Below are 16,384 nucleotides of genomic sequence, written 5' to 3'. Positions count from 1 at the left end.
AGCATCAAAGGTGGGAATCCGCACGTGCTGACCGTCGCAATATCGATACTGTCCGACTAGCGTTCGCGCCGAAACCGCGCCGGCGGTTCGGCCGCGAGCGGCAGGTCCGCCGTGTTTGCGTCCGGCAGCGGATACGGACGGTTCTTCCGTTGCATGCGCAGCGGAACCGGGCCGCGTTCGCCGATGGTCGGTTTTTGCGCACGCTCACGGTTCGCCAGCAGCACCTCGAGATGCGGCGACAGCCAGCCGTTGTAGATCGCGACGGCCGCGGCCCGGTTTGCCGCGCCAAGCTGCTGGAAGATGCTGGCGAGGTGGATCTTTACGGTGCCTTCGCTGATGCCGAGCGTGCGGGCGATCATCTTGTTGGTGTTGCCCATGTGGACGAAGCGCATGATCTGCGCCTGTCTCGGCGACAGGAGGCGGCTTGCCGGGCGGCGCGGCAGCGATCCGGCGAGCGTCTGGAAATGGGCGTCGTGGCGGGCCGCGGCGGCGGAGGGCAGCAGGCTCAGCGCAATGGGCGGAATGTAGTGGCCGCCCAGGAGGACCATTTCGAGAGCCCGCACGATCAGGTGCGGCCGCATGGAGTGCGGGATCACGCCCGCGACGCCATAGTTGTAGAAGCGCTGGATGGCTTCCGGCGTGGATTCGTCGATCAATACCGCGGCGGGCGTCGGCGAGCAGGCGCTGCAGAGTGCCTGCAGTTCGCTGAGCCGGCCGACGTCCGGCCAGTTGATTGCGACGAGGTCGAAACGCTGGGCGCGCAGCAATCGGCGCGCCTGGAAACCGTCGGGCGCGTCGTTGATGCTGGCGTGACGGTCGATCTGCCGCAGCAGGGCCTTCAGTCCGTCACGCCGTTCGGCGTCTGAGTTCAACACCAGGAACCGCATATTCAACCTCCGTAAGGTGAGTCATTGATTTGCCGTCGGCATGTCTTGGCGTGGATCCGATCATGACAAAGACCTTACACGATGTCTGCTTGGCTGAAAGGCTTAGGAAAAGTCCGAAATTTTGAGTGGCGGAAAATGCGGGCGAAAAAAAGCCGCTCCGGCAGGAACCGGGAGCGGCTTTGTCGGGTAGGCTCGACGAGCCTGCAGTACGCGGATCAGTGAAAGTGCGGCTGGGCCGGCGATGCGTCTTCCGGCATTTCGGCGTGGACGATCTCGCCGAGTGGGTCCGCATAGAGCGGCACGCCGCAGTCGTCGCAATACTCGGGCTCGAAGCGGCCTGCGTGCCGCCGGACGTCGGTTACGCCGCATTCTTTCAGCAGACTCACGATTTCCTCCATCGGCCCTTCCATCGGCGCTTCACCTTCGAGCGTCGCGCTGTCGATCGATACGTCGCCGTTCTCGCGGCCGTAGAGCGGCCACACGACGCCATAGATCACGTCGTTGCTGGCGCGTCGCGTGAAGCCGACGCGATACTCGTCGATCCGGCGCTCGCCGAAGCCCGCGACCACGGCGCGAAGTTCCTGCGGTGCCGCACCAAGTGTGTCGAAAAGATAACGGATGGCCGTTCGGACCGTGTGCGGACGGATCCTCTCGTCCGCATCGCGGCAGGCCGAGTAGTACGCGTCCGGAAGCAGGCATTCGAACTCGCAGCCGGGGAGGGCGACCGACAGGCTGGGGCCGCCCTGGGCGGTCCACTGCTCGAGACACTGGCCGCGTTCGATCCGGTTGCCGTGCTCTTCTTCCTGCCAGCGGAACAGCGGTGCACCGGCAGGCGCGGCCACCACGGCGAGCAGGAAGCGCGGGTCGGCGAGGATCGGCGAAGTTTCGGGCAGGTCGCCGAAGCTCAGCTTGGCGGCGTGCTGGCCGATTGCCGCATGCGCGAGTTGCTGGGCGAGCCGGTAGGTCTCGACGTGGTGGCGCGGCAGCTGGTCGATGCTGTACAGGAACGGGGCCAGTCCGACGAGCGTGCCGCTTGCGAGCACGTGCGCCTGCAGTTGGGTGCGCAGTGCGTCGGCGACATCGCCTTTCAGCGGGCCTGACGGAATCATGTATCGCGTCCACGCGAGAACGGGGACGGCAACCAGCAGTGCATCGTACGGCTGGCCGTCGTGCTCGATCACCATCGATTCACTGTGCGTCTCGGCCATGTCGGCGAGAGCGCCGTAGGCATCGGGGTGGTTCTGCTGCAGATGGTCGAGTGCCGCGTCGAGCGTGGTCTGGTTGCCGTTGCGAACGATCTTGGCGAGCAGTGCGTCGAGCTTCGCTTCCCAGAAGCGATCCTCGATGCGGCTGCCCGAGGCGAAGAGCGCAAGCGACAGGCCGACCAGTTTGTCGGCGTCGGGGGGGAGGCGTTTGGCGATTCGCTGGCGCATATTAAATACGTATAGAAAGGGGCGAAGAACCTCACATTCTAGTCCGTTCTTTGCACCATAAGCGGCCTTGTGCGCCGGCATGGCCGGAAGGCCGTCTCGACGGGGGCGAAGAAAAATCCATCAAACCCCTTGCGCCGTCCAAGGAGGGTGCCTACAATCACGCCTCTTTCGCGCTAACGGAAACGCAGCGCGGGAGGGAAGGGAAGCGGTGCTGTCGAGGGAGGTTGCAGGAGCCCCGGCGCACACGAAGTTGAACCCCTCGCGGTCGCAACGAAGCAGTTCAGAAAGTTGTTGACGAGCGAAGAAAGACGGTTCATAATCTCACTTCTCTGCTGCTGAAAACGCAGCGCTGCTGGGAAACAGAAGGTTTCTCGCAGAAATGCTCTTTAAAAATTAACAGCCGATAAGTGTGGGCGCTTGATGGCAGCGAGCTGATCCTCGGATCAGATAGCGAAAGTATCAAGAGTCTCACACTAAAGTAAGTCAGGTTTATGAAGTGATTCATATTCCTGTCAGCTTTGAGTGAGCGACCGGTTCGAAAGAACCGAAAACAGTAACAGGTTTAAACTGAAGAGTTTGATCCTGGCTCAGATTGAACGCTGGCGGCATGCCTTACACATGCAAGTCGAACGGCAGCACGGGTGCTTGCACCTGGTGGCGAGTGGCGAACGGGTGAGTAATACATCGGAACATGTCCTGTAGTGGGGGATAGCCCGGCGAAAGCCGGATTAATACCGCATACGATCCACGGATGAAAGCGGGGGACCTTCGGGCCTCGCGCTATAGGGTTGGCCGATGGCTGATTAGCTAGTTGGTGGGGTAAAGGCCTACCAAGGCGACGATCAGTAGCTGGTCTGAGAGGACGACCAGCCACACTGGGACTGAGACACGGCCCCAGACTCCTACGGGAGGCAGCAGTGGGGAATTTTGGACAATGGGCGAAAGCCTGATCCAGCAATGCCGCGTGTGTGAAGAAGGCCTTCGGGTTGTAAAGCACTTTTGTCCGGAAAGAAATCCTTGGTTCTAATACAGCCGGGGGATGACGGTACCGGAAGAATAAGCACCGGCTAACTACGTGCCAGCAGCCGCGGTAATACGTAGGGTGCGAGCGTTAATCGGAATTACTGGGCGTAAAGCGTGCGCAGGCGGTTTGCTAAGACCGATGTGAAATCCCCGGGCTCAACCTGGGAACTGCATTGGTGACTGGCAGGCTAGAGTATGGCAGAGGGGGGTAGAATTCCACGTGTAGCAGTGAAATGCGTAGAGATGTGGAGGAATACCGATGGCGAAGGCAGCCCCTGGGCCAATACTGACGCTCATGCACGAAAGCGTGGGGAGCAAACAGGATTAGATACCCTGGTAGTCCACGCCCTAAACGATGTCAACTAGTTGTTGGGGATTCATTTCCTTAGTAACGTAGCTAACGCGTGAAGTTGACCGCCTGGGGAGTACGGTCGCAAGATTAAAACTCAAAGGAATTGACGGGGACCCGCACAAGCGGTGGATGATGTGGATTAATTCGATGCAACGCGAAAAACCTTACCTACCCTTGACATGGTCGGAATCCCGCTGAGAGGTGGGAGTGCTCGAAAGAGAGCCGGCGCACAGGTGCTGCATGGCTGTCGTCAGCTCGTGTCGTGAGATGTTGGGTTAAGTCCCGCAACGAGCGCAACCCTTGTCCTTAGTTGCTACGCAAGAGCACTCTAAGGAGACTGCCGGTGACAAACCGGAGGAAGGTGGGGATGACGTCAAGTCCTCATGGCCCTTATGGGTAGGGCTTCACACGTCATACAATGGTCGGAACAGAGGGTTGCCAACCCGCGAGGGGGAGCTAATCCCAAAAACCGATCGTAGTCCGGATTGCACTCTGCAACTCGAGTGCATGAAGCTGGAATCGCTAGTAATCGCGGATCAGCATGCCGCGGTGAATACGTTCCCGGGTCTTGTACACACCGCCCGTCACACCATGGGAGTGGGTTTTACCAGAAGTGGCTAGTCTAACCGCAAGGAGGACGGTCACCACGGTAGGATTCATGACTGGGGTGAAGTCGTAACAAGGTAGCCGTATCGGAAGGTGCGGCTGGATCACCTCCTTTCCAGAGCTTCTCGCAAAATTGAGCGCTCACGCTTATCGGCTGTAAATTAAAGACAGACTCAGGGGTCTGTAGCTCAGTCGGTTAGAGCACCGTCTTGATAAGGCGGGGGTCGTTGGTTCGAATCCAACCAGACCCACCATTGTCTTGTCTGGCGTGTCGGTGATCGTTAGCGCTTTAGCGCTTACGAGCAGCCCATGCCGATAGGCTGTAGGTACCTGAGGAAATCTGTACTCATGGGGGCATAGCTCAGCTGGGAGAGCACCTGCTTTGCAAGCAGGGGGTCGTCGGTTCGATCCCGTCTGCCTCCACCAATCCTCAATGACAAGCGTTCGACGTCATCGAACTTTTGTCATTGGCGATTGAGCCAGTCAGAGTGATATCAACAGATATCGGCTGTCGTTCTTTAACAATCTGGAAGAAGTAAGTAATTTGGATAGCGGAAGCGTCTTGAGATGGACGTGAAAACTATCCGGGTTGTGATTGTATCGATGTATCTCAAGATGATTCGAACTCTATGTTTGACTCAATTGGAATACGGCACAACGCGAGAACTCAACCTGTAGCGACTGTCGCGAGACAGACTCGTTATAGGGTCAAGCGAACAAGTGCATGTGGTGGATGCCTTGGCGATCACAGGCGATGAAGGACGCGGTAGCCTGCGAAAAGCTACGGGGAGCTGGCAAACGAGCTTTGATCCGTAGATGTCCGAATGGGGAAACCCACTCCTTTTGGAGTATCCATGGCTGAATACATAGGCCATGTGAAGCGAACGCGGTGAACTGAAACATCTAAGTAACCGCAGGAAAAGAAATCAACCGAGATTCCCAAAGTAGTGGCGAGCGAAATGGGATGAGCCTTGTACTCTTTATTTGTATTGTTAGCCGAACGCTCTGGAAAGTGCGGCCATAGCAGGTGATAGCCCTGTAGGCGAAAACAGTATGAAAGAACTAGGTGTACGACAAGTAGGGCGGGACACGTGAAATCCTGTCTGAAGATGGGGGGACCATCCTCCAAGGCTAAATACTCGTGATCGACCGATAGTGAACCAGTACCGTGAGGGAAAGGCGAAAAAAAAACCCGGGAGGGGAGTGAAATAGATCCTGAAACCGCATGCATACAAACAGTCGGAGCCTCGTAAGGGGTGACGGCGTACCTTTTGTATAATGGGTCAGCGACTTACGTTCAGTAGCAAGCTTAACCGTATAGGGCAGGCGTAGCGAAAGCGAGTCCGAATAGGGCGTTCAGTTGCTGGGCGTAGACCCGAAACCAAGTGATCTATCCATGGCCAGGATGAAGGTGCGGTAACACGTACTGGAGGTCCGAACCCACTAACGTTGAAAAGTTAGGGGATGAGCTGTGGATAGGGGTGAAAGGCTAAACAAACTTGGAAATAGCTGGTTCTCTCCGAAAACTATTTAGGTAGTGCCTCGTGTCTCACCTTCGGGGGTAGAGCACTGTCATGGTTGGGGGTCTATTGCAGATTACCCCGCCATAGCAAACTCCGAATACCGAAGAGTGCAATCACGGGAGACAGACATCGGGTGCTAACGTCCGGTGTCAAGAGGGAAACAACCCAGACCGCCAGCTAAGGTCCCCAAATATAGCTAAGTGGGAAACGAAGTGGGAAGGCTAAAACAGTCAGGAGGTTGGCTTAGAAGCAGCCACCCTTTAAAGAAAGCGTAATAGCTCACTGATCGAGTCGTCCTGCGCGGAAGATGTAACGGGGCTAAGCTATATACCGAAGCTGCGGATGCGTGCTTTGCACGCATGGTAGGAGAGCGTTCCGTAAGCCTGCGAAGGTGCGTTGAAAAGCGTGCTGGAGGTATCGGAAGTGCGAATGCTGACATGAGTAGCGATAAAGGGGGTGAAAGGCCCCCTCGCCGTAAGCCAAGGTTTCCTACGCAACGTTCATCGGCGTAGGGTGAGTCGGCCCCTAAGGCGAGGCAGAAATGCGTAGCTGATGGGAAGCAGGTCAATATTCCTGCACCATTGTTAGATGCGATGGGGGGACGGATCGCGGAAGGTTGTCCGGGTGTTGGAAGTCCCGGTCGCTGCATTGGAGAAGGCACTTAGGCAAATCCGGGTGCGCAATTCAAGGGTGTGGCGCGAGCTCCTTCGGGAGCGAAGCAATTGGAAGTGGTTCCAAGAAAAGCCTCTAAGCTTCAGTCTAACGATGACCGTACCGCAAACCGACACAGGTGGGCGAGATGAGTATTCTAAGGCGCTTGAGAGAACTCGGGAGAAGGAACTCGGCAAATTGGTACCGTAACTTCGGGATAAGGTACGCCCTTGTAGCTTGATGCGCCTGCGCGCAGAGGGTGAAGGGGTTGCAATAAACTGGTGGCTGCGACTGTTTAATAAAAACACAGCACTCTGCAAACACGAAAGTGGACGTATAGGGTGTGACGCCTGCCCGGTGCCGGAAGATTAAATGATGGGGTGCAAGCTCTTGATTGAAGTCCCGGTAAACGGCGGCCGTAACTATAACGGTCCTAAGGTAGCGAAATTCCTTGTCGGGTAAGTTCCGACCTGCACGAATGGCGTAACGATGGCCACACTGTCTCCTCCCGAGACTCAGCGAAGTTGAAGTGTTTGTGATGATGCAATCTACCCGCGGCTAGACGGAAAGACCCCATGAACCTTTACTGTAGCTTTGCATTGGACTTTGAACCGATCTGTGTAGGATAGGTGGGAGGCTATGAAACCGGAACGCTAGTTTCGGTGGAGCCGTCCTTGAAATACCACCCTGGTTTGTTTGAGGTTCTAACCTTGGCCCGTGATCCGGGTCGGGGACAGTGCATGGTAGGCAGTTTGACTGGGGCGGTCTCCTCCCAAAGCGTAACGGAGGAGTACGAAGGTACGCTAGGTACGGTCGGAAATCGTGCTGATAGTGCAATGGCATAAGCGTGCTTAACTGCGAGACCGACAAGTCGAGCAGGTGCGAAAGCAGGTCATAGTGATCCGGTGGTTCTGTATGGAAGGGCCATCGCTCAACGGATAAAAGGTACTCTGGGGATAACAGGCTGATACCGCCCAAGAGTTCATATCGACGGCGGTGTTTGGCACCTCGATGTCGGCTCATCTCATCCTGGGGCTGTAGCCGGTCCCAAGGGTATGGCTGTTCGCCATTTAAAGAGGTACGTGAGCTGGGTTTAAAACGTCGTGAGACAGTTTGGTCCCTATCTGCCGTGGGCGTTGGATATTTGAAGGGGGCTGCTCCTAGTACGAGAGGACCGGAGTGGACGAACCTCTGGTGTACCGGTTGTCACGCCAGTGGCATCGCCGGGTAGCTATGTTCGGAAGAGATAACCGCTGAAAGCATCTAAGCGGGAAACTCGCCTTAAGATGAGATATCCCTGGGGACTAGATCCCCTTGAAGGGTCGTTCGAGACCAGGACGTTGATAGGTCAGGTGTGTAAGCGCAGTAATGCGTTCAGCTAACTGATACTAATTGCCCGTAAGGCTTGATCCTATAACAAGTCTGCCTTGTAGATCGGCGCCGTGCGCAAGCACCGGCCGCGATCCAAAGCGACAGGTTGGATTCTCGTGTGTGATACACACAACTCAAAATTACTGCTTCTTCCCAGATTGGTCGCGTTGCGAAGCAACGTGACAACCCTCTTTGCCTGATGACCATAGCGAGTCGGTCCCACCCCTTCCCATCCCGAACAGGACCGTGAAACGACTCTACGCCGATGATAGTGCGGATTCCCGTGTGAAAGTAGGTAATCGTCAGGCTCCCTAAGCCAAGAACCCCCGCCCGAAAGGCGGGGGTTTTTGCATTTGGGCGGCGGAAAGGCGATGGCAGCAAGACGAGGAGCTCATCGCTGTGGATGTTGCCCTCCTCGTCCACGCCGGAACGAAATCACGCGATTTGATACGATCGAAATGTCGTCGACCGCTGCGTGCGTCGACGTTCGTGTTCGACTGGAGCTTGATGGAGAGAGAGGTAGGAATGAATATCGGCGACGCGTCGCGCGAATCCGGCGTCAGCGCAAAAATGATCCGGTACTACGAACAGGTCGGCCTCCTTGCGCCGAGCAAGCGTAGCGAGGCCGGATACCGGATCTACGGTTCGGACGAAATCCATATCCTGCGTTTCATCCGCCAGGCGCGGCGGCTCGGCTTTCTCGTCGAGGATATCCGCAAGTTGCTGATGCTCTGGCAAGACCGCTCCCGCGCCAGTGCCGAAGTGAAGTCGATCGCCCTCGAACACGTGGCCGAACTGGACAAGCGGATCGCCGAATTGAGCGACATGCGCAATACGCTCGCCGATCTCGCCGCGCACTGCCATGGTGACGGACGCCCGGAATGCCCGATCTTGGCGCGTCTCGCCGACCCCGTCGGTGAACCAGATTAGTGCATGCCCTCGAGGTCGAAGAGGGGCCTCAATTCAATATCCTTATAATTCAATGGGTTGACGAAGATGGTTCACGAACCATTCCGAATTGGAATGGTTTCCATGCAAGTATTTCACTAGCATCTTGGTGCGACATCGCTATAATCAGGGATAACCCTATACGGGAAATCCCTGAATTTCGAATTCGCCAGGGTTCCCCTTCCTTGGAGAAAGTCATGATCGCCTACATCGTCGAAAAGCTGAGCAACTGGTTCGAATCCGCAGAGCGCGAGCGCCGTGAGGCTTACCTCGCTACGTCGTCGGACATCGTCCAGCTCGAGAGCCGCATCCGTTCGCTCGAAACGAACGGCTACTCGCTGTAAGCGGAGTACCGTCAGGTGCCCTGTGGCACCGAGCGAAAAAGCAAGCCCCGTATTGACGGGGCTTTGTTTTTTTGTGCGCCGGATCTGGCGGAATCGTCAGCGTGGCGCTATGGTATGCACCTGCTTTTCCATAGGAAGATTACAACCATGCGCTTGCGTCTCGATGTGCGTCACGCTTCCCGTGCGCGTCTCGTTCTGGGCGCTGCGGTGCTCGTTCACGGCATCGCGGCTGGTGCGGCGACTTCGTCCAAGCCGCTGATTCTCGATACGCAACGCGGGATCCAGGATGGCCAGGGCGGCCTGGTGTTGCAAACGGCGCCGTTATCGTCCGAGCCGATTGTCGAGCCCGCGGGCATGCGAATGCCGGCCGGGCAGGGACCGAATTCGTCGGTCCCATTGTTCGTCGCGCCGTATATCAATGTGCCGGGCTGGGGTGCGTCGCGTGCGAATCAGCCCAGACCCGCCCCGAGACTGCAACCGTAAGGCCCGCCGCCCGCTCAGTTCCCGCGGTGCTCGATCTCGCATCGGGCGCCGCTGTCCTGTCCCAGGCGTTCGACGAGGTAGGGCAGCGCTTCGTTCATGCTCTGTGCGAGCGTGTACGGCGGATTCAGGATGAACATTCCGCTGCCGTAAAGTCCCAGGCCATCTGCCGGCGGATTCGATACCGTCAACGTCAGGTGCACCCAGTTGTTCGGCTGCAGGCGCTTGAGCTGTTCAGGAAAACGCTGCGACTCCACCCGCGCAACCTGCGGATACCAGATCGCGTAACACCCGGTGGCGAAACGCTTCAGGCATTCCGTTACGCAGGTCACCGTGCGCGCGTAATCTTTCTTGTCCTCATAGGACGGATCGATCAGCACCAGCGCGCGTCGCGGCGGCGGCGGCAGCAGCGCCTTGATGCCCTCGAAGCCGTCACCGGCGTAAATCATCGCGCGTCGCCCGGCGTCGCGGAAGTTGTGACGCAGCACGTCGATTTCCGTCGTGTGCATCTCGAACAGACGCATCCGGTCCTGCTCGCGCATTGCGCGCCATGCAAGATACGGCGAGCCCGGATAGTAGTGCAGCTCGCCGTCGTCGTTCAGCGCGCGCACCTCGTCGATATAATCGCCGAGCGCCTCCGGCAGGTTCTTGTCGTTCCACAGCTGACCGATGCCGGTGTCGAATTCCCCCGTCTTGGCCGCATAACCCTCGCGCAGCGAATACACGCCGGCGCCGGCGTGGGTGTCGATGTACCAGTACGACTTGTCTTTCTTGTTCAGGTAGCGCAGCAGCTGGACGACGACGGCGTGCTTGAGCACGTCCGCGTGGTTGCCTGCGTGAAAACCGTGACGATAACTGAGCATGGCTGGCTGCCTGAAACGAAGGATGAATCGATGAAAACGGACGATCGCGCGCGGCCGTCAGGCCGCACGCCAATGCGGCCGCGTATTGTACGCGAGTGGACGTGAGTCGCCTTACTCGTATGCGTCGCCGACGGCCTCCTCGATGCGTTGCCTGACCTCCGGCGTTAGCTTGGCGGCAACGTCGAGCGCGCGCATGTTGTCGCCGATCTGCTCGATCCGGGAGGCGCCCGTAATGACCGAACTCACGCGCGGATTCGCGAGCACCCACGCGATCGCGAGCTGGGCGGTGCTGCAACCGAGTTCGGCCGCGATCCCGCCGAGCCGTTCGACCACATCGTTGCTGGTCGGGTCCGTCAGCCGGTCGCGGAGCCAGTCGTAGCCCTGCAGTTCCGCGCGGCTGCCCGGCGGTACGCCATTGCGGTACTTGCCGGTGAGCAGCCCCGATGCAAGGGGGCTCCAGGTCGTCAGGCCGAGGCCGTAGTCGTCGTAGAGCCGCGCGTATTCGCGTTCGACCCGGGTACGGTGGAACAGGTTGTACTGCGGTTGCTCGACGACCGGTTTGTGCAGATGGTGCCGCTCGGCAATCTCATACGCCGCGCGGATCTCGTCGGCGCTCCATTCGGACGTGCCCCAGTACAGCGCCTTGCCGCGCACGATCATGTCGCTCATCGCCCACACCGTTTCCTCGATCGGCGTGTTCGGATCCGGGCGATGGCAGTAGACGAGGTCGACATAGTCGAGCTGCAGCCGGCGCAGCGAGCCGTCGATCGCGTTCAGCAGATATTTCCGGTTCAGCGTGTGGTACTGATTCGGGGCTTCCGCGAGCCCCCAGAAGAACTTCGTGGACACGAGGTAGCTGATGCGCGGCCAGCCGAGCGACTTGAGCGCCTGGCCCATGATTTCCTCGGATTTGCCGCCCGCGTAGACCTCGGCGTTGTCGAAGAAATTGACGCCCGCATCGCGGGCCGCCGCGAGGCATTCGCGGGCGGCCCGTTGATCGACCTGGTTGCCGTAGGTCACCCACGAGCCGAGCGAAAGCTCGCTGATCTGGAGGCCGGAGCGGCCTAGCCGTCGATAGTGCATGAAAATCTCCCGCGACTCGGAACCGACCTTAAGCTTAGACGTTTTGCGCGCGAACGGCGGGGCCGATCGTGCACAATAGCGGCTGGCCCGCCGGCACGAGCCCGCGACGAAAGCGGATGCGGCGGGGGCGCGCTTTTTCGATCCGATAACGGAAGGAGACGGACATGGAAGCAGATCTGAGCGGCAAGACCGCAGTCGTCACGGGCGCCGCAAGCGGCATCGGCAAGGAAATCGCACTGGAGCTGGCCAAGGCGGGCGCGGCGGTCGCGATCGCCGACCTGAACCAGGACGGCGCCAACGCGGTTGCCGACGAGATCAACAAGGCAGGCGGCAAGGCGATCGGCGTCGCGATGGACGTGACCAACGAGGACGCCGTGAACAGCGGCATCGACAAGGTCGCCGAAGCGTTCGGCTCGGTCGACATCCTCGTGTCGAACGCCGGTATCCAGATCGTCAATCCGATCGAGAACTACGCGTTCTCCGACTGGAAGAAGATGCAGGCGATCCACGTCGACGGCGCATTCCTGACGACGAAGGCCGCGCTCAAGCACATGTACAAGGATGATCGCGGCGGCGTCGTGATCTACATGGGCTCGGTGCACTCGCACGAAGCGTCGCCGCTGAAGTCGGCCTACGTGACGGCCAAGCACGGTCTGCTGGGCCTCGCGCGCGTGCTGGCGAAGGAAGGCGCGAAACACAACGTGCGCTCGCACGTCGTGTGTCCGGGCTTCGTGCGCACGCCGCTGGTCGACAAGCAGATTCCGGAGCAGGCGAAGGAGCTCGGGATCAGCGAAGAGGAAGTGATCAAGAAGGTGATGCTCGGCAACACGGTCGACGGCGTGTTCACGACGGTGCAGGACGTCGCGCAGACGGTGCTGTTCCTGTCGACGTTCCCGAGCGCCGCGCTCACGGGGCAGTCGGTCGTCGTCAGCCACGGCTGGTTCATGAAGTAACGGAGTCCGGCACGGGCGGTCGCCACGCGTACCGTTCGTGCCGAGCCGTCGCCGGCAACGCACGAAGCCATAAAAAAACGCGCTCCGGGGAGCGCGTTTTTTGTTTCGGCAGGGCGGGCCGGTGACGGCTGCCGCCCGCGGATGCCGACTTACTTCAGGACTGCTGCGACTGCATTGGCGACCGCGTCGAGGTTGCGCGTGTTCAGCGCTGCCACGCAGATGCGGCCCGTGCCGACTGCGTAGATGCCGAACTCTTCGCGCAGACGATCGACTTGCGCCGAGGTCAGGCCCGAATACGAGAACATCCCGCGCTGCGCGTTGATGAAGCTGAAGTCGCGATCCACGCCGCTCGCCTTCAGGCGCTCGACGAGGCCATTGCGCATCGCACGGATGCGGTCGCGCATTTCGCCGAGTTCCTGCACCCACGCAGCGTGCAGTTCCGGCGACGCGAGCACGGCCGCGACGACGGCGCCGCCATGGGTCGGCGGGTTCGAGTAGTTCGTGCGGATCACGCGCTTCAGCTGCGACAGCACGCGCGTCGCTTCTTCCTTGCTCGACGTGATGATCGACAGCGCGCCGACGCGCTCGCCGTACAGCGAGAACGACTTCGAGAACGACGACGACACGAATGCATTCAGGTCGGCCGCGGCAAACAGGCGCACCGCCGCTGCATCTGCCTCGATGTTCTCGCCGAAGCCCTGGTAGGCCATGTCGAGGAACGGCACGAGGTTGCGCGCCTTGACGACGTCGACGACCTGCTGCCATTGCGCTTCGGTCAGGTCCACGCCGGTCGGGTTGTGGCAGCACGCGTGCAGCACGACGATCGTGCCTGCCGCATAGCCGTTCAGCGCCGACAGCATGCCGTCGAAGTTCACGCCGTTGGTGGCGGCGTCGTAGTACGGATACGCGACGACTTCGAAGCCGGCGGCTTCGAACAGCGCGCGGTGGTTTTCCCAGCTCGGGTCGCTGATCGCGACCTTCGCGTTCGGGTTCACGGTGCGCAGGAAGTCGGCGCCGATCTTCAGCGCGCCCGTGCCGCCCAGTGCCTGCGCGGTGACCACGCGGCCTGCGGCGATCAGCGGCGAATCGTTGCCGAGCAGCAGCTTCTGCACCGCTGCGTCGTAGGCGGCGATCCCGTCGATCGGCAGGTAGCCGCGCGGCAGGCCGGCGTCGACACGCGCCTTTTCCGCTTCGCGAACGGCGCGCAGCAGCGGAATCTTGCCTTCTTCGTTCGTGTACACACCGACGCCGAGGTTGACCTTGGTCGGACGCGCATCGGCGTTGAAGGCTTCGTTCAGGCCCAGGATCGGGTCGCGGGGAGCAAGCTGGACAGCGGAGAAGAGCGACATGATGATTCGGCAGTTGTGAAAAGAGGGTCAGGCTTTCAGCCGGCGAGGCGGGCGCAGCGGACCGCGCGCCAACGGGCACGGCGCCGGAAAGCGCAGCAGCCTGACATTGTAGCGAATTCACGCTGCCCGAGGCGGCGATCGCGCGGCGAATTGCGATTTCGGCCAGTGTCGCGCGTCAGGAGCCGCCACCGGTCCGCAACGCCGCGAAGCGCTAGAATAGTCTTTTGCCCTCGCTCCGGCCGCACTCCATGTCCGAACATCACGCCGAAGTCGGCGACGCGCTCGACGAATCGAAATTCGTGACCTTCGAAGGGTCGCCATTTCAGCTATACCAGCCGTATCCGCCCGCAGGCGACCAACCGACCGCGATCGAGACGCTCGTCGAAGGTGTCGGCGACGGCCTCGCATTCCAGACGCTGCTCGGCGTGACGGGGTCGGGCAAGACCTTCACGATGGCGAACACGATCGCGCGGCTCGGCCGCCCGGCGATCGTGTTCGCGCCGAACAAGACGCTCGCGGCGCAGCTCTACGCGGAGTTCCGCGAGTTCTTCCCGCGCAATGCGGTCGAGTACTTCGTCTCGTACTACGACTATTACCAGCCGGAAGCGTACGTGCCGCAGCGCGACCTGTTCATCGAGAAGGACTCGTCGATCAACGAGCACATCGAGCAGATGCGGCTGTCGGCGACGAAGAGCCTGATGGAGCGCCGCGACGTGGTGATCGTCGCGACGGTGTCGGCGATCTACGGTATCGGCAACCCGTCCGAGTACCACAAGATGATCCTGACGCTGCGCACCGGCGACAAGCTCGGCCAGCGCGACGTGATCGCGCGGTTGATCGCGATGCAGTACTCGCGCAACGAACAGGACTTCCAGCGCGGCACGTTCCGCGTGCGCGGCGACACGATCGACATCTTCCCGGCCGAGCACGCGGAGATGGCCGTGCGCGTCGAGCTGTTCGACGACGAGGTCGAGACGCTGCAGCTGTTCGACCCGCTGACCGGGCGCGTGCGGCAGAAGATTCCGCGCTTCACGGTGTATCCGTCGTCGCACTACGTGACGCCGCGCGACACCGTGATGCGTGCGGTCGAGACGATCAAGGAGGAATTGCGCGAGCGCCTCGAGTTCTTTCACCGCGACGGCAAGCTCGTCGAGGCGCAGCGCCTCGAGCAGCGCACGCGCTTCGATCTCGAGATGCTGCAGGAGCTCGGCTTCTGCAAGGGTATCGAGAACTACTCGCGGCACTTCTCGGGCGCCGCGCCCGGCGAGCCGCCGCCGACGCTCGTCGACTACCTGCCGCCCGATGCGCTGATGCTGCTCGACGAATCGCACGTGCTGATCGGCCAGTTGAACGGCATGTACAACGGCGACCGCGCGCGCAAGGAGAATCTCGTCAACTACGGATTCCGGCTGCCGTCGGCGCTGGACAACCGGCCGCTCAAGTTCCCGGAGTTCGAACGCAAGATGCGCCAGGTGGTGTTCGTGTCGGCCACGCCTGCCGACTACGAGAAGCGCGTGACGGGGCAGATCGCCGAGCAGGTGGTGCGGCCGACGGGCCTCGTCGATCCGGAAATCGAAGTGCGCCCGGCCAGCTCGCAGGTCGACGACGTGCTGACCGAGATCAACGCGCGCGTGAACGCCGGCGAGCGCGTGCTGATCACCGTGCTGACGAAGCGGATGGCCGAGCAGCTCACCGAGTTCCTCGCCGACCATGGCGTCAAGGTGCGCTACCTGCACAGCGACATCGACACGGTGGAGCGGGTCGAGATCATCCGCGACCTGCGACTCGGCACGTTCGACGTGCTGGTCGGGATCAACCTGCTGCGCGAGGGCCTGGACATTCCGGAGGTGTCGCTCGTCGCGATTCTGGACGCGGACAAGGAAGGCTTCCTGCGCGCCGAGCGCTCGCTGATCCAGACGATCGGCCGCGCGGCGCGCAACGTGAACGGCAAGGCGATCCTCTACGCCGACACGATGACCGAATCGATGAAGCGCGCGATCGGCGAGACCGAGCGGCGCCGTGCGAAGCAGATCGCGCACAACGAGAAGATGGGCATCACGCCGCGCGGCGTCGTGAAGCGCATCAAGGACATCATCGACGGCGTCTACAACGCCGACGACGCACGCGCCGAGCTGAAGGAAGCGCAGCAACGCGCGAAGTTCGAGGACATGTCGGAAAAGCAGATCGCGAAAGAAATCAAGCGGCTCGAAAAGCAGATGGCCGACTACGCGAAGAACCTCGAGTTCGAAAAGGCTGCGGCCACCCGCGACCAGCTGGCGTTGCTGCGCGAACGCGTATTCGGCGCGAATGTGGGCGACCACATCAGCGGCGGCCGGTAAACCTTTCCAAAACGTCACTGAAACCTCCCGGTAACTCGGCTGTAAGCCTTGTCGCATCAGGGGTTTACCGGGGGGCTCGTTTGTTCCAGAGCCGGTTCGGTGCTACACTTCGCAAGTATTGAGAATAGTTCGCATTAACGTTCTTCATTGCGTTAGTGTTTCCGGCGAGCCGTCCAGGA

General features: G+C 60.3%; 10 protein-coding genes, 2 tRNA genes and 3 rRNA genes. 10 read left to right on the top strand and 5 right to left on the bottom strand.

Annotated elements, in window-relative coordinates:
* Positions 1 to 56: 56 nt before the first annotated feature.
* Both FFI87_RS11500 and FFI87_RS11495 read right to left on the bottom strand, forming a co-directional pair.
* On the bottom strand, positions 57 to 887 hold the full coding sequence (locus FFI87_RS11500; protein ID WP_012364300.1) for a LuxR C-terminal-related transcriptional regulator: 831 nt from the start codon (positions 885 to 887) through the stop codon (positions 57 to 59).
* A gap of 215 nt (positions 888 to 1,102) precedes the next feature.
* Entirely contained in the window at positions 1,103 to 2,320 is a 1,218-nt protein-coding gene (locus tag FFI87_RS11495) for a DUF2863 family protein (RefSeq protein ID WP_138848473.1), read from the bottom strand.
* Between the two features lie 564 nt (positions 2,321 to 2,884).
* Between FFI87_RS11495 and FFI87_RS11480 the strand changes: the two genes are divergently transcribed.
* The 8 genes from FFI87_RS11480 to FFI87_RS11440 all read left to right on the top strand — a co-directional run bounded on the left by FFI87_RS11480 (position 2,885) and on the right by FFI87_RS11440 (position 9,621).
* A 16S ribosomal RNA gene (locus FFI87_RS11480) occupies positions 2,885 to 4,416 on the top strand.
* A gap of 62 nt (positions 4,417 to 4,478) precedes the next feature.
* A tRNA-Ile gene (locus FFI87_RS11475) sits at positions 4,479 to 4,555 on the top strand.
* Positions 4,556 to 4,651: 96 nt separating this feature from the next.
* Positions 4,652 to 4,727 (top strand) — tRNA-Ala (locus tag FFI87_RS11470).
* A gap of 280 nt (positions 4,728 to 5,007) precedes the next feature.
* Positions 5,008 to 7,888: ribosomal RNA gene (locus FFI87_RS11460) — 23S ribosomal RNA — on the top strand.
* Between the two features lie 153 nt (positions 7,889 to 8,041).
* Positions 8,042 to 8,154 (top strand): 5S ribosomal RNA (gene rrf / locus FFI87_RS11455).
* Together the 16S, 23S and 5S rRNA genes with 2 tRNA genes alongside form the textbook arrangement of a ribosomal RNA operon.
* Positions 8,155 to 8,371: 217 nt before the next feature.
* Positions 8,372 to 8,776, top strand: coding sequence for a Cu(I)-responsive transcriptional regulator (gene cueR, locus FFI87_RS11450; protein ID WP_012364298.1), 405 nt, complete (start codon positions 8,372 to 8,374; stop codon positions 8,774 to 8,776).
* A gap of 215 nt (positions 8,777 to 8,991) precedes the next feature.
* Positions 8,992 to 9,138: a DUF3563 family protein gene (locus tag FFI87_RS11445; RefSeq protein ID WP_006478295.1), complete on the top strand. Its 147-nt coding sequence runs from the start codon at positions 8,992 to 8,994 to the stop codon at positions 9,136 to 9,138.
* 114 nt (positions 9,139 to 9,252) lie between these two features.
* Positions 9,253 to 9,621, top strand: coding sequence for a hypothetical protein (locus FFI87_RS11440; RefSeq protein ID WP_175712562.1), 369 nt, complete (start codon positions 9,253 to 9,255; stop codon positions 9,619 to 9,621).
* Between the two features lie 14 nt (positions 9,622 to 9,635).
* On the opposite strand, the gene FFI87_RS11435 is transcribed toward FFI87_RS11440, so the two are convergent.
* On the bottom strand, positions 9,636 to 10,481 hold the full coding sequence (locus FFI87_RS11435) for a 23S rRNA (adenine(2030)-N(6))-methyltransferase RlmJ (RefSeq protein ID WP_138847422.1): 846 nt from the start codon (positions 10,479 to 10,481) through the stop codon (positions 9,636 to 9,638).
* A 111-nt stretch (positions 10,482 to 10,592) separates the two neighbouring features.
* Positions 10,593 to 11,564, bottom strand: a complete 972-nt coding sequence (locus FFI87_RS11430; protein ID WP_012364295.1) for a potassium channel beta subunit family protein — start codon at positions 11,562 to 11,564, stop codon at positions 10,593 to 10,595.
* Positions 11,565 to 11,728: 164 nt separating this feature from the next.
* Here FFI87_RS11430 and FFI87_RS11425 point away from each other — a divergent pair, with 164 nt between their 5' ends.
* A complete protein-coding gene (locus FFI87_RS11425) occupies positions 11,729 to 12,517 on the top strand; it encodes a 3-hydroxybutyrate dehydrogenase (RefSeq protein WP_138847423.1) in 789 nt (262 codons plus the stop codon).
* Positions 12,518 to 12,666: 149 nt separating this feature from the next.
* Here the strand turns inward: FFI87_RS11425 and FFI87_RS11420 are convergent, their stop codons facing one another.
* The gene (locus FFI87_RS11420) at positions 12,667 to 13,866 is read right to left on the bottom strand and encodes an amino acid aminotransferase (protein ID WP_011657455.1); all 1,200 of its coding nucleotides are present in this window, start codon (positions 13,864 to 13,866) and stop codon (positions 12,667 to 12,669) included.
* A 248-nt stretch (positions 13,867 to 14,114) separates the two neighbouring features.
* Between FFI87_RS11420 and uvrB the strand changes: the two genes are divergently transcribed.
* A complete protein-coding gene (uvrB, locus tag FFI87_RS11410) occupies positions 14,115 to 16,205 on the top strand; it encodes an excinuclease ABC subunit UvrB (protein ID WP_012364293.1) in 2,091 nt (696 codons plus the stop codon).
* Positions 16,206 to 16,384: the final 179 nt, after the last annotated feature.

The sequence above is a fragment of the Burkholderia sp. KBS0801 genome, assembly GCF_005937855.2.
Classification (GTDB): Bacteria; Pseudomonadota; Gammaproteobacteria; order Burkholderiales; family Burkholderiaceae; genus Burkholderia; species Burkholderia ambifaria.
The sequence above is the reverse complement of the archived record's forward strand: the minus strand, read 5'-3'. Positions and strand labels throughout refer to the sequence as shown.